This is a genomic window from Exiguobacterium sp. AT1b (assembly GCF_000023045.1).
Taxonomy (GTDB): domain Bacteria; phylum Bacillota; class Bacilli; order Exiguobacteriales; family Exiguobacteriaceae; genus Exiguobacterium.
The window spans coordinates 1,460,036-1,477,660 of sequence record NC_012673.1 but is presented as its reverse complement, the minus strand read 5'-3'; the positions used below and the strand labels follow the sequence as shown (position 1 = coordinate 1,477,660).

Sequence of the window (17,625 nt, the reverse complement as noted above, 5' to 3'; positions counted from 1 at the left end):
CAATCTTAAAGGAGGACAATGTGATGGATAAAGGAAAAGTGGTTATCTTTACGGATCAAGAACGAAACATCCCATACGCGTCTAGTATTCCGCACTATGACCTCGTCATTTCTGAATCAAATGAATCGTCCGACCAGATGATTTCACCAGACATTCGTGCCATGAAAGATCAAATTCGAGTGTACGTGATTGATTATGCAGACTATGAAACGGGATTAAACGTGGCAGCGGCGCTTCGCACGTACCACCCTCAATCTTCGATTCTATGGATTGATGACGTTATTCGACATAAAGGAAATTTCCCCTTTAAACAATTGTTAGGGAATGGGATATTTAGAATATTTTATTATAGAGAAGAATATGCAGATGAACTATTAGCTGAGATTCAAAATATCATCCATCCAGAATATGCTGTAAAAAAAGGGACTGTAGCCTTTATATTACCAATTTTCAATGAAGAGAAACGGTTTTCACACATTCATGCTTTTCTGACAGCCCTTACCAAAATGATTGAACGAAACTATTTGCACGGGTCTATCTATTTTGTGGACGACGCCTCCTCCGATCAATCGAAACATTTGTTACAAGAGTATCGGGACATCGTCATGAATGCGACGGACACGTTGTTCAAAATTGATTATTTGAAGATGTATGAGTTGAAACAGAATACGAAAAAAGCGGGACTCTTCATTGAAGGGATGACGCATATCTCAAGTGAGTACTATGTATTTGTCGATGCGGACAATTCGTTTAAAGTCGACGATATCGCCCAACTGCTGAGTATCGCGGAAAATGATTATTACGATATCGTCATTGGGACGAAAGATTTGACGATTGAAGACCGAAGCCTTGTCCGAAAGTTTGTCAGTTTCGCAAAACGAACCATCACAAAACCGTTCCTACCAGAAGGTGTGTCGGATTCTCAGACGGGTCTCAAAATCATCAACCGCCGGGCAATTCCACGGTTACTCCCGTACTTGAGTGCGACGAGCGGGTTCGCCATCGATTTGGAGATGATGTACGCTGCTAAAAAAGAGCGACTTCGCGTCTACCAACAGCCGGTGACCTGTATCGAACGGGAGGGGTCTCACGTCGATCTCGTAAAAGATTCCATCGCTTTCCTCAAAACGATGGCGCTTCTCCTGAAGCGACAGCGGGCCGTCAGTCGGGCCAGACGATAAAGCCGCATCACGCACAAAAATCCCACGTCTTCGGACATGGGATTTTTGTTTGAGTTTATTCGTGGGTGATTGATTCAGCAATTGAAGAGTCCGTCTCAGCATATTCAATCGTGATGACATCTCCGACGTGCAGTGTATCGAGGTGATTGGGTTTCCCATCGACAACCGTCGACGAAGTAAGTGTCACTTCCTGTAGCGCATACTGTTCCTCAGGGTCTTGATTAGATGGCGCAATCCATAGGGTGTTGCCTTGTCGGTCTTCGATGACACTTTTTCCATCAACATGCGAACATGCACTAAGAATCACCGTCCAACTCATCAAAACCGTCAACATTAAAATTCGAATCATTGTAAGTCATCCTCTCTTGAATCGTTGTCGGATTCGGCGAAGGAGCGGCTCTTCTTGCCGCGCGTTCCAATAAAAGAAGAACGAGACAGGTGTGGCGAGTAACAGAAGGATCATGCCCGCGAAATAGACGAGACGTAAGACGGCATTCACCTGCACGTCACGTTCGGAAGACATGTACAGTTGTGTCACCCCATTCAATGCGACTTCACCACGCTGTGCCCCTTCATTGGTCGAGAGCTCGAACAATGGAGAAGGGGAGTCGTTTAATGTGAAGCGGCCGAGTGGATCTTCGTGAGAGACGGTCCGCTTCATGACACTTCGCGTCACATCGAGAGATTCGGCTTCTGTTTTAGCAAGGAGCGGCCGTTCGGTCACTTCCTCGACGGTCACTTGGTCGGTCAAGAGAAGATGATCATAGCGGACGACGTTCAAGTTCTTCATCTCCAATCGTCCTGCCTCTTCAACATTGCCGCGTGCCCAAATGTGAAGCTGCATCGAAGCGGTTCCCTTTGGTGGAATCAGAATCTGTTCATAGTGATTCCATGTCGATTTACGGTACTCTTCCACTTCACTAATGAAGTCGGTCCCGATCACGCGCCGCTCCTCGTCGAGATAGTACATCTTCACGTGGCGATTTCGAATCTGTTCGCTCCGTGCGTCAAACGCGACCAAATACTCTCGGTCGGGGAGTGCCTCGATCTGTTCCGATGCGAAGATATACCAGTCACAAGAACAGGTCGGTTCGTAAGATGCGATAAACGTGTCATCTTCGACCGTGGACTCAAACATATCGTCTGTAATCGATACACAGGTCGCACACGTCGCGGCGGCTTCCGGTGTCGCAAGTGGTTCGGTCACGACGATCTCGTTCGGGTCGAACTTCCGTAAATCCGTTAGCTCGATTCGTGACGGCACGTTACTGTCTACGGTCAACTCAAGCGTGTATGATCCCGGCTCCATCTCAAACGTGCTCGGTGTCCACCGTTTCAAAGTCGGATGGACATCTTCGAGTGATTGAAGTTGGTATGGGAAGTCGCGACGCAAGGAGTCATACGTGACCGTCTGTGTGCCGATATCCGTTTTCACATCAGGAAGTTGCTGCATCGCCGTGACCTCAATCGTCTCTTCTTGAACAACTTCTTCGTCCTGCAGGAGGCGTAAGCGAATCGTTCCATCTGTCGACACAGGTGGTGTCAGGTTGATATGGAATCGGTACTCACCCGGCTCTGCCACATCGATTGAACGAGACAGCGTCCCGGATGTGAGTGACACCCCTTTGCCGAAACTGAGAGACGGGTAATTGCGCTCGGACTGAATCGTCCCGTTGTAGTCGAAATCTTGTTCACCTTCGAGAACCATGAACGTGTTCGTAGGTTCTAATACATTTTGGAGTGACTGCTGTAACGCCTTCCATTCTTCCTCTGGTAAGAAGACGATGTTTTGAATGGCATTGAAACCGACCGTATTTTCGACCGTGATTGTCGTTTCGTTCGTATCGACATCGTGTATTCCGAGCGGTACCCACTCGAGCCGTGCCCCCGTTTGTCGTGTCGTTTCGACGATTTGCTCGTCATCGTTGATGGTCACGTCAAGCTGTCCGCCACTCTGATTCAACAAGACACGAGCGAATCCGATGTAGCGCCCAGGAGGTGTCTCTTTCGTGATGGAGAAAGTATTCGGCACCATATGTGACTCGAAACTCTCGATTTGGACATCGTGAATCCACCAATATGTCTTCCGTTCTGGTTTTTGATAACTCAATAAGTCGATGCGCATCGTCTCGGCAGCCCGTGGTGTCACATATTCCCCGCGCAGATGAATCCCGTCTAAATTTCCGGAATCTCTCGGGGCGACAACGTAAGTCTGGTCGATTTCTTCCCCGGATGCATCGAAAAAGCGGACTTTCACGTGCAAGCGGTCGACCCCTCGACCCGATGCGACGATATCAAAACGATATGCGTTATTCGGGAGTGCCGGCAACAGACCGGACTTTGCGACTTGCCAAATGTAGTTCGGGTCTCCTTTGGCGACCTCCGCTTGAAGAAGTGGCAAGTCGTTCGTTGAAGACAACGGATTAGGTGACAAGTCGACGATGTCCGGGTTGTCGGCTTTGAAGAACGTCTCATCTTCGAGCATCGAGTTGAATGAAGCGACTTGTTTCGTCGACAAGTCATCGAGTTCGTACGGGGGAGCATCGATTCGAGCAGAGGCGAACGAAAGTCCGACACCATCTCCGAAATCAAGGTCGAACGCAGGATCTTTCACCCCTTGTGTTTGTTGATACCAACGCCAGTCGCTGTTCGCGAAAAGAGTCTTACCCCAGGTGAGGAACGGATTGGCGGAATCGATCGCCTCAAACGGTTTCCAATAATAGTCGTCTGGTACTTGACTGAGCAGCATGTCTTTCTGTTCGATCATCTCGATGGCATCACCCGGACGAATCCAATCAAAGTCGTCACTATGTCGCTGTGTCGTGAATAAAATCGATTGTTTCCCTTGCTCATATCCAGGAAGCGTTCCATATGTGATGGAACGGTCGATCCCGTAAGGCGTCACGATAAGTTGTGGGACGGTCCGGTCGGTGAGCGGTGCGACGACATCGAACAAGGTGAATAGACCGACTTGTTTCGTCCGCAGTAAATCACGTTGCGAGGCGAGTACCTCCAAGTTGAATTGCTGTCGCTCTTCCATTCCTAAATATTCATCTCGATACGCGAACTGGTCGACACCGAATACTTTGATCAAATTACTCGCCTCGTCTGAACGACCTGTATCGAGCAAGTATTGTAAGAGTGAAAACAGATAGCGAATGGCTGGAGTCGACCCTTCATGATGGAATACTGTATTTTCAAGCGAACTGTACACATGGAAGTCTCCAGTTGGTTTGACCGTCTCGCCGAGTGTGGGATTTTGGTTCCATCTCGGTGTCGCCACACCAGTGATGGGCTGGGTCATCTCATCGGCAACAGGGAACTGAAGCCACTTCCCGTCAATCTCTGCTTGGACGGTCGCGTATTCTTCAGGCACGTCGACTGGCTTATAAAAACCTTCCATATAGACGGTGCGATACGGAGCAATAAAGAGCGTCAAGGCGACAAAACTGCCGATGAAAAGGATGCCGCGATAGAGCGGACGTGGAATCGCTTTAGACTGTCTCGCATCGACAATCCCGATTCCGAACGAGAGCAGTAGGCTGTAACTGACAATCAATAAACCAACGAGCTTGTTTGGGTCGCGGAACATCGGACCGATTAATGGTGTGTACGTGACGAGCGCGACGAACGCCGTCGCGACCCATTCATACGTTCCGGTCGCAAAGATGATCAAGCCGACACCGAGTAAGCCGAAGAACAAGTGAATCGGTCGTTTATAGCTACCGAGAAGACCGATTCCGATGAAGAAGAGTAAGACGCCTCCTGCCACCCAAAACGTCAGTGGAAGTGTATGCAAATCGAACATCGGCCACCAGTAACTGATGGTATACAACACGTTCTCGATTGAAGAGTTGCGACTGAACAGCATCAATGTTTCGGTAACGTTAATATTATGTTGGGTTGCCTGGGCCCCGAAGAGAATCGAACCGACATACATAAAGAACCAGTAACCATTAAATAAGATGAACACGAACCCGACCGCTGTGATGAGCCGGACGTAGTAAAAGAGAAACGATTTGAACGGTAACGTCTTCCGTTCGGTCCAAAGCGTTTTGAGTACAATCAGACCGAGCATAATACCCATATAAATGGCTGAGAAGAAAAAGTAATGAATCCCAGCCGACATGAACATGAACGTTGCGGACAACCCGATGGCATCAATCCAAATTCTCGGTGAGAGTCGCTTACTGAACGAAAAGTCTGGATCTAACTGACGTCGGAATTTCGGGTCGAATAAGTTAAAGAAGAGTAGGAGTGCGAACGGGAACAACGCATAACCGCACAGGAGATAAATGTGTTGAATGCGCGTGATGATCCACGGGTTCAACGCGTAAAAGAGCCCGGCGAGCGTGAACGTCATGAGCGTCATCAATTGAAAGTGTTTCGTAATATAAATCGAATGAAGGCGTTTGACGAGTGCGTACATACTGAGCGCCGAAACGATGAGCAACGTCAGGATGAAAGATTTGATGAGAAGTGGTCCAGACGCACCGAACAATAGACTCAATCCATAAAGCGGTGCGATGAAGACGAGCCGGGGCACGTTCAGCAATGTCGTCGTGCTCCACCGTTCATTCCAGGCACCAAAAATTTCTTCGATATAACGGTCAGACGATAGACCGAATGCGATGTCACTAAAGACGACCATCCCTGATGAAAAGAGTGGGTACGCATAGACAAAGATGCATGACAGCATAATCGTCAAGGCGATGAGGTCGTAACGGTACGTATGCAGACCATTTCGTAGTGTAGATAAGATGCGTTGCAAACCCGATCTGCCTCCTTTCATCACGTATGTCATCTATTTCGCCAAACGTCGGACTATCCCTGTCTAATCAAAAAAGAGACAGCCGATTCCGGCTATCTCTTTACAATATAGGACGAAGCAATGCGCGAACGGGGCTTCCATCCCCTTCGACAATCGGGAGCGGAACAGCATTCAAGTCATAATCTCCCGGTAAGATATTGTCTAAAACGAGTCCTTCTAGGATATGCACACCATTTCGTGCTAACGCGTGATGGGCATCCATCTCTTTACTGTCAATCGCATCAACTGACGGTAAGTCGAGTCCAATCAAGAAGATTCCGAGTTCTCCGAGACGATCGGCAAGAGAGGGTTTCAGTTCAGGGATCGTCTCGGGGAAGACACGCTTATCGGGCCAACCATCCGTTTTTAAGATGAGGCGTTCCACCCCAGTCAAATCATGACCATCCAAATCAGATGCTTCAATCTTTGCCTTATGCGGTAGATGAATCACACGGGCTGGTCCGATATATACGGACGGATCGAGGTCGATCACGCGCTTCCCATGGTCGTCAAAATGAAAAGGTGCATCGATGTGGGTCCCGAGATGTAAACTCAATGTCATCTTCCCGACATTGACCGAACCACTCTCTGCCATCGGCCACGCGATATCATACGAAAATTTTGTATCTCCCGGCCATGTCGCAACATCGGCATGGAGTGGCTGTGATACATCAATCCAAGTCATTGCATTCAGCTCCTCTTATAGTGATGTCCGGACCGTCCACAGTTCTGGGAAGAAGCGATGGTCGAGCACGCGACGTAAATAGTTCACGCCAGACGAGCCGCCTGTCCCCATCTTCTGTCCGATAATGCGTTCCACGGTGCTCATATGGTTAAAGCGCCACATCTGTTGCTGGCTCCCGATATCGAGTAGCTTTTCACCGAGCTCATATAAGTCCCAATACGTATCGACGTCTCGATAGACTTCGACCCATGCCTTCTCGACACTTTCATTCCATTCCCAGTCCTGGGTGACATCACGTTCGAGCACGCTCGCATCAATCGATAGACCCCGACGATGCATTTCGCGGACCGTCACATCATAAATGCTAGGAGCTTGTAGCGAGCCTTCGAGCAATGGATACAATTTTTCATCGTGTGCGTAAACACTGAGCGTCCGTGCGTTTTTGAAGCCGAGTGCGAATTCGATTTGTCGGTTCTGGTAAGACTGAAAACCAGAGGACGAGCCGAGTTGGTCTCGGAACTCTAAATACTCGGCCGGCGTCAACGTCGCGAGGACGCCCCATGACTGGATGAGTTGTTGCTGAATCTTCGAGACGCGGGCGAGCATCTTGAACGAACGTTCGAGTTCGCCGTTCGTGATGGCCGTCGTGGCTGCTGTCAATTCATGCAAAATGAGTTTCATCCACAACTCGCTCGTCTGATGGATGATGATGAACAGCATCTCATCGTGATGGTCGGAAAGGCGATGCTGACTCGATAAAATCGGGTCGAGCTGGAGATAGTCCCCGTACGACATGTCTTTTGAAAAGTCCGTTTGAATCGATTTTTCTACTTTATGTTCCGTGCGTTCACTCATGACAGTTCCCCCTTATGCGACCACTTCGCGGACGTTCTCGAACGCCTCGTACTCTTTGTTGTCCATGATTTGCTTCAACGTCACGATCACGTCATATACGTCGGTAAACGTATTATATAGTGCGACCGGCGCGAGACGGATGATATTCGGTGCGCGGAAGTCAGGGATGATGTGATGTTTCTTCAACGCTTTACAGATGCGTGCCGCTTCAGGATGCTCGAGGCTCAAATGAGCGCCGCGCTGTCGTGTGTCAGTCGGGCTACCGATGAAGAATCCGTGAGGTGCGAGCATCTCTTCGATCAAATCCATCATATACGTCGTGAGCGCGAGTGATTTTTGACGAATCGCTTCCATCCCGACCTCGTTGAACATCTCAAGCGCACCAAGTTGAGGAGCGAGGCTCATAACGTGTGGTGTTCCGATTTGGAACGCACCGGCATGTTCGGCTGGTGTCATCGTATGGTCCATATCGAATTGCTTATCTTTGCGCGAACCGAACCAACCGGCGAGTCCAGGTGTCGTGCCGAAGTGACGTTTATGAACAAATAAGCCCCCGACCGTTCCTGGACCCCCGTTCAAATGTTTATAGTTGCACCAGTATGCGAAGTCGACACCCCAGTCGTGGAAGTCATGAGGAATGGCGCCGACGGAGTGACAGGCATCGAAGCCAATCAAAATTCCACGCTCGTGTGCCGCCTTCGTTAGACGAGGCATATCTAAAATCTGACCACTCCGATAGAGGACGGTCGGCAATACGATCAGGGCAATCTCGTCGGTCATCGCGGCAATCAAGTCGTCTTCTACCAAGAAGCGCCCATCCGGACTGTCGACTTGAACGAGGTGCTCAGAAGGGTCGAGTCCACGCAATTCGAGCTGGCTCTTTAAAGCGTAAATGTCAGACGGGAACGTGAGGGCGTCTGCCAAAATCTTCGTGCGTTTGCCATCCGGTTTGAAGAACGATGCGACGAGTTGATGCAAGTTCACGGTCGTCGAACCAGTGACCATCACTTCTTCCGGCTTTCCACCGATGAGCGGCGCGTTCAGTGCGGCCAACTCTTCGGACAAGTTGAACCAAGGATGGCGACCTGACATCCAGCCGTCGATCCCGAGCTCTCTCCAGTCCGCAAGTGATTCAAGGAGTGTGCGCTCGGCTCGTTTCGATAAGAGACCGAGTGAATTCCCATCCATATAAATCCCGTGTTCCGGTAAATAAAATTCTTCCCGATACGATGCGAGCGGGTCTTGTTTGTCTAGTTGTTGTACGTAAGCACGTGTGAAATCGTTCATCTCCCCATATTCCCCCTTTAAAGCTTGTACGTTGTCAAAATCGTAGCAATCGGACATAAGGAAGTCAACAAACAACGAGGGCAGGTAGACATCATACACATTGGTATTCCCTTCATCGTGTTTTACGCAGTTGAATCGGGAAAAGAACTAAGGAGGAGGGAACGATATGAAATTGATTGCGATTGATTTAGACGGGACGCTGTTATCGCGCACGGGCGTGATAACAAAGGCAAACCAGGAGGCGATTCGTCGTCGGCAAGAACAGGGTGATATCGTCACGATTTGTTCAGGACGTTCGATTCATGATATCGAGGAGCTGTTGAAGCGAAGTGACCTCGTCTGTCCGATTTTGTCAGGTAACGGAGCAATCGGGTTTTATGAGAACGAGCGAATTTACTATCATGCGATGGATCAAACGGTTGTAGACGAGCTATGGGAAATCGCGAACGCAGATGATGCGTACGTCGAATTTTATACGAATACGGGAGTGAAAGTACTCCGTTCAGGGAGTGATTTATTAAAACGGGAACTCAATGAGGTGTTGCCACATGATCAATCGTTCACCCGTGAGTGGGCGGAACGTGAGATTGAAATCCAAAATGAGCAGTTCGGTCTGACATATATGGATTCGATGGCAGACATCGACTTTGAACGAGATGAAGTGTACAAGGTGTTTGTCTATTCGTTCGATCGCCGAAAGCTACACCGGTTGCGTAAAATCTATGAACCACGGAACGATATTTTGATTACGACTGCGGGGTGGACGAAAATTGAAATCGGACATCCTCATGCGAGTAAAGGCGCAGCCTTGAAACAGCTAGCTGAGCATTATCAGATTCCGATGCGTGATGTCGTCGCCATCGGAGACAATCTGAATGATGTGTCGATGTTCGAAGTGGCAGAAACAAGGATTGCGATGGGGAATGCTGTGGATCCGTTAAAAGATTTGAGCACGCATATTACAAAGGATGTAGAAGAGGACGGGGTCGCTTATGCGCTGACGCATTATGTATGAATTGGATTATGGAGAAATCGTGAACGAGGATTGAATCTCACTTAAAACGGATATTGTATACATGTAACCATTCACTTTCTGAAATGAGTCGGGGAACGGGGAGGCACTTTCGTCACCTGTCGCTTATGGATGAAAGGGATGGGCAAAGTCCAGATGAACGTGAATCGTGTATTCCAAACGATGATACGTCGGCCTCTGCTTGCCATCGGAGCAAGCATACCAGACAGACTGTTTGTATACGGAATTCCACATGATCCGCGTCAGAAGTGGACATCATAGGTGCCAAGTCCTCTCGTGCCCATTCGATCAAAATGTCTATGAGTCACCTATTCGATTTCATGTTTTCGAATGAAAAACAATTGGTGAACCAATGGACGATGAACGGATTGGAATGATGCGTCACGTTGGCTTGGACATCTCTAGTCGAACCAAATCATGGATGGGACGGTCAATCGAGCAAGGGCTTGGTTGGATGAAAGTCCGGGGACTAGAGAATCAAGAAAAGCGCCGAGTGAGGGCGCTTTTCTTGTGGTATCCTATTGAGTGAATGCAACCGATGGAGGGATCATATGCCAAAGCTATATTGGTTCGGAACGTTCCTTAGTGGAGTGATTCTTTTGACAACGGGAACGATGGAAGGTCTTTACCGCATACTCCCAATGGGGTTGATGGCTATCGCGGTCATCGGCTATTTCATACAGATTCGATTCGAGCAAAAGAAGCGGCGCCCTTGATTGGGTGCCGCTTCTCTATATTAGGTTATAAAGATTCGAGCAAACGTGTCATCACGTCATCGATTTCTTTTTGCAATGCATCAACTTGTCGTTGTAACGCCATCAATTCATCAAGGTCATCCAATTCATTCATCCGTTGGAGCAGTGCCCGATGTTCTGTCTCTAATTGGGTCAGGTGAGTTTCCTCATCAACCGTAGATGGAGCGGGTTTCGTCTGCTTCAGCGATTTTGATCGTTTGATGTGTTCCGTTTTAGGTTCATCTTTCGATTCCTGTCCACGTTTATCGAGGGCATAGGCGACGTTACCTTCGAAACGTGTCATCGTCCCGTCGAGCCAATACGTGATAGGGAACAGCTTATTCAAGAAGTAGCGGTCATGGGAAACCGTAACGACCGTTCCAGGGAAACGTTCGAGTGCCTCTTCAAGTGCCTCTCTCGATTCGATATCGAGGTGGTTCGTCGGCTCATCTAGGACAAGGACATTGATTTCTTCATGGACGAGGATGGCAAGCATGAGTCGCATCTTCTCCCCGCCGCTCAAATTCGTGACCGGTTTAAACACACTCGCGCCGTAAAACAGAAATTGAGCGAGAAGGTGTCTCGCTTTGCCTTCATCGACTGCAATCCGATCCCGAAACGCCTCGATTAAGCGATGAGATTCGTCGAATGTGATGTGTTGCGATAGATAGCCGATTTTGGCTTGGTCGGCTCGCCTTACGGTTCCGGCTTGCGGGATAACTTCACCGAGCAATATTTTCAAAAGCGAAGACTTTCCACTCCCGTTCGGTCCGACGATGGCGACGCGTTCCCCGTGCCCTGTGTAGAAGTGCACGTCTTCAAATAGAGGACGATCATAGATAAGTGTCACGTCATTTACTTCGAAGACGTCGCGCCCGGTTCGCCCGTTCGTCGTGAACTGGATATTCGGTTGCTCGGCTTCGAGTTGTGGTCGCTTGATTCGTTCAATTCGTTCGAGAGCCTTTTCCATCGATTTGGCGCGACGATAGAACTTTTCATTAGGCGGATTGCCCTCGTTGGCCCATTGCCGCAACTGCCGGATCGTTTCCTTCATTTTTTTGATTTTCTTCTGTTGCTCCGTGTAAGCGTGAAACTGGTCAAGCAACTGTTTTTCTTTTTGGGCAACGAAGTCCGTATAATTCCCAGGATAACTCGTCAATTCTCCATCCTCGCACTCGACGATTCGCGTGGCGACCGCATCTAAGAAGACCCGGTCATGGGAGACGATGAGGAGCGCTGAATCGTAATCCTGTAAATAGGATTCGAGCCACGTCATCGCTTCTAAATCTAGATGGTTCGTCGGTTCGTCCAAAATGAGTAGTTCTGGTTCTTGAAGGAGCGCCAGGGCGAGACCGATTTTTGTACGCTCGCCCCCGCTTAGCGTATCGAACGGTTGGTCCACGAATGAGGTCAATTTGAGTCCATCAATCATTGCGCTGATTTTTGACTCGTAAACATATCCACCCGCATGTTCGAATTGTTCTTGAATGGCACCGTATGATTCGAGAAGGCGTTCTAGCTGTTCGGACGTCGCCATCTCTTGCTCGAGGGAAGACATTTTTTCACTCAGGCGAGTCACTTCCTCAAAAGCAGTATAGAGGACGTCACGACCACTGCGTCCAGGGTAGTCAGGAAGCTGCACCAAATAGCCGATAGAGAGTCGTTGTCGGCGGTAAATCGTACCGGCGTCATGCTCTTCAGAGCCGACAAGGATTCGTAACAGCGTCGTTTTGCCACTGCCGTTTCGGCCGACAAGACCGACTCGTTCGTTTTCGTTCAAGAATAAATTCGCATCTGTGAGAACGGCGTGCCCGCCGTATTGTTTTTGAATGTGTTGAAGATCGATCAACATAATAGGTTCCTCCTAAGGTTAGGGCCTATCAAAAAACCGAACGCAAAGAAGCGCTCGGTTTAGAAAGAGAGAGGCGCTTTGTCGTATATTCAGCAATGTCTAAAAAAGGACAGACGGGTCCCTTGATTAAGCGACATCGTGAAAAATCGCACGCAAAATGTACAAATGTTCAGTTGTCCAATGCGTACGTCCGACAAATTTCACCTTTCTCCCTCCTTTCATTCATCTATGTCTTGATTGTAAGCGTTTTTCTTACGACTGACAATGAAAATAAAGGAAATGGAAGCAAGGATGTCGTATATAGTCGCCATCGAGGAGGCGAAGAAATGAGGAAAGAATGGTTAGGAGCACTCAGTTTGACCCTTGCGGCGAGTATATGGGGCGGGATGTATGTGGTCAGTAAATATGCGCTCGCATATATTGAACCGTTCACGTTCGTCTGGTTACGATACGCTGTTGCATTTATGGTCCTTTTCGTCGTTTGGTTTCGGTTTGGACGGGAATCGATTCGACGGGCGGATTGGAAGTGGATCGGACTCGTCGGCGTCATTGGATACGTCGCTTCGATTTCGTTTCAATTTATCGGAACGAAGCTATCGGATGCACATACCGGCTCCCTTGTGACCGCAGCGACACCAGCTTTCATGGTCTTATTTGCCCGAATCTTATTGAAAGAACGACTGACTCCTGTCAAGATTGGAGCGCTTGGGCTGGCAACGGTCGGTGTTCTCATCGTCGTTGGTTGGGAAGGGGAAGGGACGTATCGAGTAGGCAGTATCATACTTGTTCTAGCTGCCGTGACGTGGGCACTCATGTCGATTTATGTGAAAATCGGGACACAGACCTTATCGACGTTGACACTGACGACATTTGCGATTGGAGTTGCCTGGTTGTTGATGACCCCTTTGATGAGTATAGAGGTCATGCAAAACGGCTTTCCAGAATTGAATGGTGTCCTTTGGCTCAGTGTCCTATATATCGGTGTCGTATCGACGGCAGGAGCGTTTTTCTTCTGGAACAAAGGACTCGAGTTGATGGATGCGAGTGTCGGGTCACTCTTTTTCTTCTTCCAGCCTTTGGTCGGAGGGACGCTCGGATGGCTCGTCTTGAATGAAACGCTCCATCTGAATTTTTTTATCGGTGCCGGTTGTATCATGACGGCTGTGACGTGGTCGACGCTCGCGGAACGAAGACAACAACTGCCCATTTCAGAACGCAATCTTTGACGACAAAACGGTCCCCCTCGTGTTTAGAGGGCGACCGTTTTTGATTAAAAGCCGCGATGCTCGAGCTTGTCTTGTTCGCGTTTCATTTCGAGTTGAAGACGTTGAATCGCGAGTTTTTCTTCTTCAATCTTCAAGCGACGTTCTTCGACACTTGTTTTCTTCATCTTGATGATTGTATCTGAACCGATTGCGGCGACAACAATGACCATGACCATGATATAAACCACACATACTCCTCCTTTATGCGAATAACTTCGAAACAAGCCGCTGCGTTTCTAGCGCAGCACGACCGTCTGTTTGAATGGGTGTATCCTCGATGAGTGCGGAAATGAAGTGGTCAATCGCGCCTTGGAATCCTCGTTGCACGAGTGTCGTGTCCCATGAACCGAACGTTTCGACCTCATGCCGACCTTGCTTGAAACGATGCAGCGTGACCATCTCTTCGACAGACAATCGTTCGCCATCCCGGACGATCGAGACGTGCTCATGGTTCACTCCGGACGTGCGATGCATCGATGTCGTGTGCATTCCGTGCTCATCTTGCCACACGTGGCGGGCGAATCGAAGCTCATGCTTTTCATTGACGTCGACGTGACCCGAGACGAGTGTTAGCTTATTACCAGCGAGGAAACGTAGCGTATCAATGACATGTAAGTAATCATCGAGTAAGGTGAAGGTCGCATCCTTAGGGCCGACGTCATTCTCGCGATGTTTTACCACATCAATCATGTGAGCAGAGGACTCGTTTTGTAGACGCATATACATCGGAGCGAAACGTCGATTGAACCCGACCATCAATTTACGCCCAAGACGTTCGGCTTGAATGACGAGCTGCTCCGCTTCCTCGATTGTTGCGGCGAGGGGCTTATCAACATAAACATCGACGCCGTGTTCTAATAAATACAATACGATGTCATAATGAGTTTCCGTTGAACTATGTACGAACGCTGCATCGATGGATGAGGCGAGTTCATTCAACGTGTCGAACGAGGTCATTCGATACGTTTGGCAAATCATGTCTCGCTTAGATGTGTTCGGGGAAAAGGCACCGACTACCTCGATTCGGGGATGAATCGAAAGGATGGGTAAATACGCTTTTTGAGCGATATTTCCAAGTCCGACAATACCGATTTTTGGTTTTTGCATCCCATTCACTCCTTTGGTTCATCATAACAAAAAACCGGACAGCGGATGTGTCCGGTTCAGGAATTAAAGACTAGCACTTAAGACGATTTCACCTTGTGGCGTTTCATTGCCACGATTCGGTTCTTTTGTGACGGCGACGGTATCCCAGTCGACGTCGACTTCATCTGAGTCGAGCGTGTAGATAACCGTCCCGTTCCCTTTGTCATCGGTGACAAAAGCGCCGGTCGGAATCGGGGCACCATCTTTTAATAGCCATACTTGATATACCTCATTGGCATCGAGTGAGGCTAGACCATTCGTTTGGACGATCAGTTGTGTCGCACCGTCCTGCTCTGCAAGGTAAGCGGTCCCTTCCGATTCGCCGTCGAGTGGAATCGTTTCGGTTAACGCGATGGCAGGGGCATCAGGCTGATTGGTAAGCAAATATCCATTCCCAATCAAGGAGAGGAGGAGTGCCGCTGCTAAAGCGACCGTTCCCCAGACCGGTACGTTCCGTTTCTTCTTCTGTTTGAACGGTGTCACCGGTGGAACTGATGTAGAAGTGTCGGTTGTTATGACGGGTTCATTGTCTTCTTCTTCGAATACACGATCGAGGACACGCGCTTTCATGCCTCGGGGTGGCTCAGTCGGAGTAGACAAGAACGCGACGCCACCGACAAGAGCTTCAAGTTGTTCGAGCTCTTCTTGACAGTCTTTACACGTTGCCAGATGTTGTTCAAATTTCATTCGTTCTTCTTCCGTTAAATGTTGGTTGAAGTAGTCAATCAATTGGTCGCATGCGTTCATTGTTCTACCTCCTTTCCGATGAATTCATGGGATAACTGTTTCCTCAGTTGCCTTAGCGCCAGTCGAATCCTTCCTTTTACCGTTCCGAGCGGGATGCCGCATGCATCAGCAATTTTTTGCTGGCTCAATCCTTGAAAATACATGAGTCGAACGACCTGCTGTTGTTCGGCTGGTAATGTGGCCATGGCTGTCTCGATTTGGGCGCGCTCTTCTTGCCACTCGACTTCTTTCTCGACGGACGGTGAGTCGGAAGGGATGGCCTCAGCGTAAGATTCATCTAATTGTAAATCCGGTTTACGCTTCCGAATTAAATCAATGGCCACATGACGGCTCATTGTGAAGAGCCAAGAACGAAATTTTCCTTTTGACTCATCGTAAACGCCTCCGCCACGCCAAAGCTTGATGAATACTTCTTGCATGGCTTCTTCGGCCAAATCACGATCTTTTGTCAGTTGTAGGACAAATGCGTATAAAATGCGTTCGTATCGATCATACAATATTTCGAGCGCTTCTTTGTCCTTTTGCCTGACACGCTCATATAACTCTAAGTCAGTCATAACATACTCCTTTGCGCAGAAGGGATGTCCCTTGTATTGATCTAACGTATAAAATCGAAAAATGGATGCCTATTTTGTGTGACTATTTATTGAACATGTCACTGCTTGATCCGGAAGCTTCGAATAGATGAATAATCTTAATTTCTCTGAAAGCTGGTACGTGATGAAGCTTAGTCCAATCGCCGTCATCAGCATCAAGCCAATCGCAGTTAAGGGAGAGCTCATCGTCGTCCATAAGAAGTATGTGCGAATGCCAAAAAGAAAAGCAAATACAATAAAAAATCCGGTAATCAAGCTACTCATTTGGCAATAAGCTCGAGAGATTCGTGAAATCATAAGATGCCTCCTTTGTTTCATTGTACTATAGGAGGAAGAGAAAACGATAAGGAGACGATATCATGAAGCGATTTACGAATGAGGGACACATCCTCATATGTTTTGATTTTGATGAGACCTACTTTCCTCATGCATGTACACCGGAACAATTGGCATCCGTTCGTCGGCTCGAAGATTTTTTGGAACAATATTCCCATCGATTGTCAACGATGTGGGTGACAGGTAGTTCACTCAAATCGCTACGTGAAAAAGTTGAACAGGCAAACCTTCGCTTTTGGCCTCACCGTATCGCTTCAAGTTTAGGTACGGAATTGTATCATATTGACGTAGACGGAACGTTTTCTTTAGAAGAATCCTATCAAGCGTTATTCCCGAGTGATTTTATATCTCGTGTGGAACGTGTTGCGTCACAGATTGAACAGATGCGGATTGAACTAGAAGCGCAACCGGGTTTTGGGACGAGTCCTTGGATCCGTAGCTATTACATCCGTGACCAAATCGGGTCTTGGAGCGAAACGCTTCGCATGCTAGCTGATCAAGAAGGTATTGCTGTCAACATCAGCCAATGCAATCCGCAAGCGGGTGATCCGATGGATGCATGGGATATTGATTTTTATCCAATCCATGCCGGAAAAGAATCCAGTGTTCGATATGTATGCACCACTGTTTCCTTCTTACGCAAAGAAACATATGCGTTCGGCGACAGTGGGAATGACCTTGGGATGTTAGCGCATGTAGGAAAAGGCTATTTAGTGAGCAATGCGACCGAACAGGCAAAACAGATGTATCCGGAGATGACAACAAAACCTTATGCAGAAGGGATTTTAGAAGTATTGGAATCTGATTTGTCCTCTTTCATATAGTGCATGATTTCCTCTAATGAACGGATGAGGGTCGCACGAATCGTTTCGGAATGTGGATTGAAGTGAAGACGTTGTTGCCAAATCCGACAAAATAAATCGGTCAAGGCCGCCTCTGCAGTTGCAGGATGGTCATTCAGATGAAGCGCATATCGATAAAGTAAACTTTCATAGCGTGAGTATAAATGTTCTAAGGCTTGGCGATTTTTAAGACGAATTTGATCGACCAGGCGTTCATCGAGTGTAGGAAGCATATGCAACTCCTTTCGTATGGAAT

At 48.3% G+C, this 17,625-nt stretch carries 17 protein-coding genes; 6 read left to right on the top strand and 11 right to left on the bottom strand.

Annotation, left to right across the window (positions count from 1 at the left end; translation table 11 throughout):
• Positions 1-23 precede the first annotated feature (23 nt).
• Positions 24-1,181, top strand: a complete 1,158-nt coding sequence (locus EAT1B_RS07495; RefSeq protein WP_012727553.1) for a glycosyltransferase — start codon at positions 24-26, stop codon at positions 1,179-1,181.
• Between the two features lie 55 nt (positions 1,182-1,236).
• On the opposite strand, the gene EAT1B_RS07490 is transcribed toward EAT1B_RS07495, so the two are convergent.
• The 5 genes from EAT1B_RS07490 to kynU form a co-directional block, all read right to left on the bottom strand.
• Positions 1,237-1,530: a hypothetical protein gene (locus EAT1B_RS07490; RefSeq protein ID WP_012727552.1), complete on the bottom strand. Its 294-nt coding sequence runs from the start codon at positions 1,528-1,530 to the stop codon at positions 1,237-1,239.
• 6 nt (positions 1,531-1,536) lie between these two features.
• Complete coding sequence (locus EAT1B_RS07485) at positions 1,537-5,952, bottom strand: MFS transporter (RefSeq protein ID WP_012727551.1); 4,416 nt, start codon at positions 5,950-5,952, stop codon at positions 1,537-1,539.
• A gap of 100 nt (positions 5,953-6,052) precedes the next feature.
• Positions 6,053-6,676, bottom strand: coding sequence for an arylformamidase (gene kynB / locus EAT1B_RS07480; protein ID WP_012727550.1), 624 nt, complete (start codon positions 6,674-6,676; stop codon positions 6,053-6,055).
• 15 nt (positions 6,677-6,691) lie between these two features.
• On the bottom strand, positions 6,692-7,531 hold the full coding sequence (gene kynA, locus EAT1B_RS07475; protein ID WP_012727549.1) for a tryptophan 2,3-dioxygenase: 840 nt from the start codon (positions 7,529-7,531) through the stop codon (positions 6,692-6,694).
• Positions 7,532-7,543: 12 nt separating this feature from the next.
• Positions 7,544-8,818 carry a kynureninase gene (gene kynU / locus EAT1B_RS07470; RefSeq protein ID WP_012727548.1) on the bottom strand — a complete coding sequence of 425 codons (1,275 nt, stop codon included), beginning with the start codon at positions 8,816-8,818 and terminating at the stop codon, positions 7,544-7,546.
• A gap of 166 nt (positions 8,819-8,984) precedes the next feature.
• On the opposite strand from kynU, the gene EAT1B_RS07465 reads away from it, so the two are divergent.
• On the top strand, positions 8,985-9,833 hold the full coding sequence (locus EAT1B_RS07465; RefSeq protein ID WP_012727547.1) for a Cof-type HAD-IIB family hydrolase: 849 nt from the start codon (positions 8,985-8,987) through the stop codon (positions 9,831-9,833).
• Positions 9,834-10,402: 569 nt separating this feature from the next.
• The gene (locus tag EAT1B_RS15940; RefSeq protein ID WP_012727546.1) at positions 10,403-10,567 is read left to right on the top strand and encodes a hypothetical protein; all 165 of its coding nucleotides are present in this window, start codon (positions 10,403-10,405) and stop codon (positions 10,565-10,567) included.
• Between the two features lie 25 nt (positions 10,568-10,592).
• Here the strand turns inward: EAT1B_RS15940 and abc-f are convergent, their stop codons facing one another.
• The gene (gene abc-f / locus EAT1B_RS07455; RefSeq protein WP_012727545.1) at positions 10,593-12,437 is read right to left on the bottom strand and encodes a ribosomal protection-like ABC-F family protein; all 1,845 of its coding nucleotides are present in this window, start codon (positions 12,435-12,437) and stop codon (positions 10,593-10,595) included.
• Positions 12,438-12,763: 326 nt separating this feature from the next.
• Here abc-f and EAT1B_RS07450 point away from each other — a divergent pair, with 326 nt between their 5' ends.
• Entirely contained in the window at positions 12,764-13,663 is a 900-nt protein-coding gene (locus EAT1B_RS07450; protein WP_012727544.1) for a DMT family transporter, read from the top strand.
• A 44-nt stretch (positions 13,664-13,707) separates the two neighbouring features.
• On the opposite strand, the gene EAT1B_RS07445 is transcribed toward EAT1B_RS07450, so the two are convergent.
• The 4 genes from EAT1B_RS07445 to EAT1B_RS07430 form a co-directional block, all read right to left on the bottom strand.
• Positions 13,708-13,890 (bottom strand): hypothetical protein, encoded by a 183-nt coding sequence (locus tag EAT1B_RS07445; protein ID WP_012727543.1) that lies wholly within the window; start codon positions 13,888-13,890, stop codon positions 13,708-13,710.
• 13 nt (positions 13,891-13,903) lie between these two features.
• Entirely contained in the window at positions 13,904-14,809 is a 906-nt protein-coding gene (locus tag EAT1B_RS07440; protein ID WP_012727542.1) for a Gfo/Idh/MocA family protein, read from the bottom strand.
• Between the two features lie 63 nt (positions 14,810-14,872).
• Positions 14,873-15,595 (bottom strand): anti-sigma factor, encoded by a 723-nt coding sequence (locus EAT1B_RS07435; protein WP_012727541.1) that lies wholly within the window; start codon positions 15,593-15,595, stop codon positions 14,873-14,875.
• Positions 15,592-16,152 carry an RNA polymerase sigma factor gene (locus tag EAT1B_RS07430; RefSeq protein WP_012727540.1) on the bottom strand — a complete coding sequence of 187 codons (561 nt, stop codon included), beginning with the start codon at positions 16,150-16,152 and terminating at the stop codon, positions 15,592-15,594. The genes EAT1B_RS07435 and EAT1B_RS07430 overlap by 4 nt, the downstream gene beginning before the upstream one ends.
• Before the next feature lie 127 nt (positions 16,153-16,279).
• Between EAT1B_RS07430 and EAT1B_RS15870 the strand changes: the two genes are divergently transcribed.
• Complete coding sequence (locus EAT1B_RS15870) at positions 16,280-16,465, top strand: hypothetical protein (RefSeq protein ID WP_148209475.1); 186 nt, start codon at positions 16,280-16,282, stop codon at positions 16,463-16,465.
• 85 nt (positions 16,466-16,550) lie between these two features.
• Complete coding sequence (locus tag EAT1B_RS07420) at positions 16,551-17,351, top strand: HAD family hydrolase (RefSeq protein ID WP_012727538.1); 801 nt, start codon at positions 16,551-16,553, stop codon at positions 17,349-17,351.
• Here EAT1B_RS07420 and EAT1B_RS15765 read toward each other — a convergent pair.
• A complete protein-coding gene (locus EAT1B_RS15765; protein ID WP_012727537.1) occupies positions 17,297-17,602 on the bottom strand; it encodes an RNA polymerase sigma factor in 306 nt (101 codons plus the stop codon). The two genes, EAT1B_RS07420 and EAT1B_RS15765, sit on opposite strands and share 55 nt — an antisense overlap.
• Positions 17,603-17,625: the final 23 nt, after the last annotated feature.

Excerpts from the sequence above, each read along its gene's own strand:
- EAT1B_RS07495 (WP_012727553.1), top strand. The coding sequence starts at position 24 with ATGGATAAAGGAAAAGTGGTTATCTTTACGGATCAAGAACGAAACATC.
- EAT1B_RS07490 (WP_012727552.1), bottom strand. The coding sequence starts at position 1,530 with ATGATTCGAATTTTAATGTTGACGGTTTTGATGAGTTGGACGGTGATT.
- kynB (WP_012727550.1), bottom strand. The coding sequence starts at position 6,676 with ATGACTTGGATTGATGTATCACAGCCACTCCATGCCGATGTTGCGACA.
- kynA (WP_012727549.1), bottom strand. The coding sequence starts at position 7,531 with ATGAGTGAACGCACGGAACATAAAGTAGAAAAATCGATTCAAACGGAC.
- kynU (WP_012727548.1), bottom strand. The coding sequence starts at position 8,818 with ATGAACGATTTCACACGTGCTTACGTACAACAACTAGACAAACAAGAC.
- EAT1B_RS07465 (WP_012727547.1), top strand. The coding sequence starts at position 8,985 with ATGAAATTGATTGCGATTGATTTAGACGGGACGCTGTTATCGCGCACG.
- EAT1B_RS15940 (WP_012727546.1), top strand. The coding sequence starts at position 10,403 with ATGCCAAAGCTATATTGGTTCGGAACGTTCCTTAGTGGAGTGATTCTT.
- abc-f (WP_012727545.1), bottom strand. The coding sequence starts at position 12,437 with ATGTTGATCGATCTTCAACACATTCAAAAACAATACGGCGGGCACGCC.
- EAT1B_RS07450 (WP_012727544.1), top strand. The coding sequence starts at position 12,764 with ATGAGGAAAGAATGGTTAGGAGCACTCAGTTTGACCCTTGCGGCGAGT.
- EAT1B_RS07440 (WP_012727542.1), bottom strand. The coding sequence starts at position 14,809 with ATGCAAAAACCAAAAATCGGTATTGTCGGACTTGGAAATATCGCTCAA.
- EAT1B_RS07435 (WP_012727541.1), bottom strand. The coding sequence starts at position 15,595 with ATGAACGCATGCGACCAATTGATTGACTACTTCAACCAACATTTAACG.
- EAT1B_RS07430 (WP_012727540.1), bottom strand. The coding sequence starts at position 16,152 with ATGACTGACTTAGAGTTATATGAGCGTGTCAGGCAAAAGGACAAAGAA.
- EAT1B_RS15870 (WP_148209475.1), top strand. The coding sequence starts at position 16,280 with ATGAATAATCTTAATTTCTCTGAAAGCTGGTACGTGATGAAGCTTAGT.
- EAT1B_RS07420 (WP_012727538.1), top strand. The coding sequence starts at position 16,551 with ATGAAGCGATTTACGAATGAGGGACACATCCTCATATGTTTTGATTTT.
- EAT1B_RS15765 (WP_012727537.1), bottom strand. The coding sequence starts at position 17,602 with ATGCTTCCTACACTCGATGAACGCCTGGTCGATCAAATTCGTCTTAAA.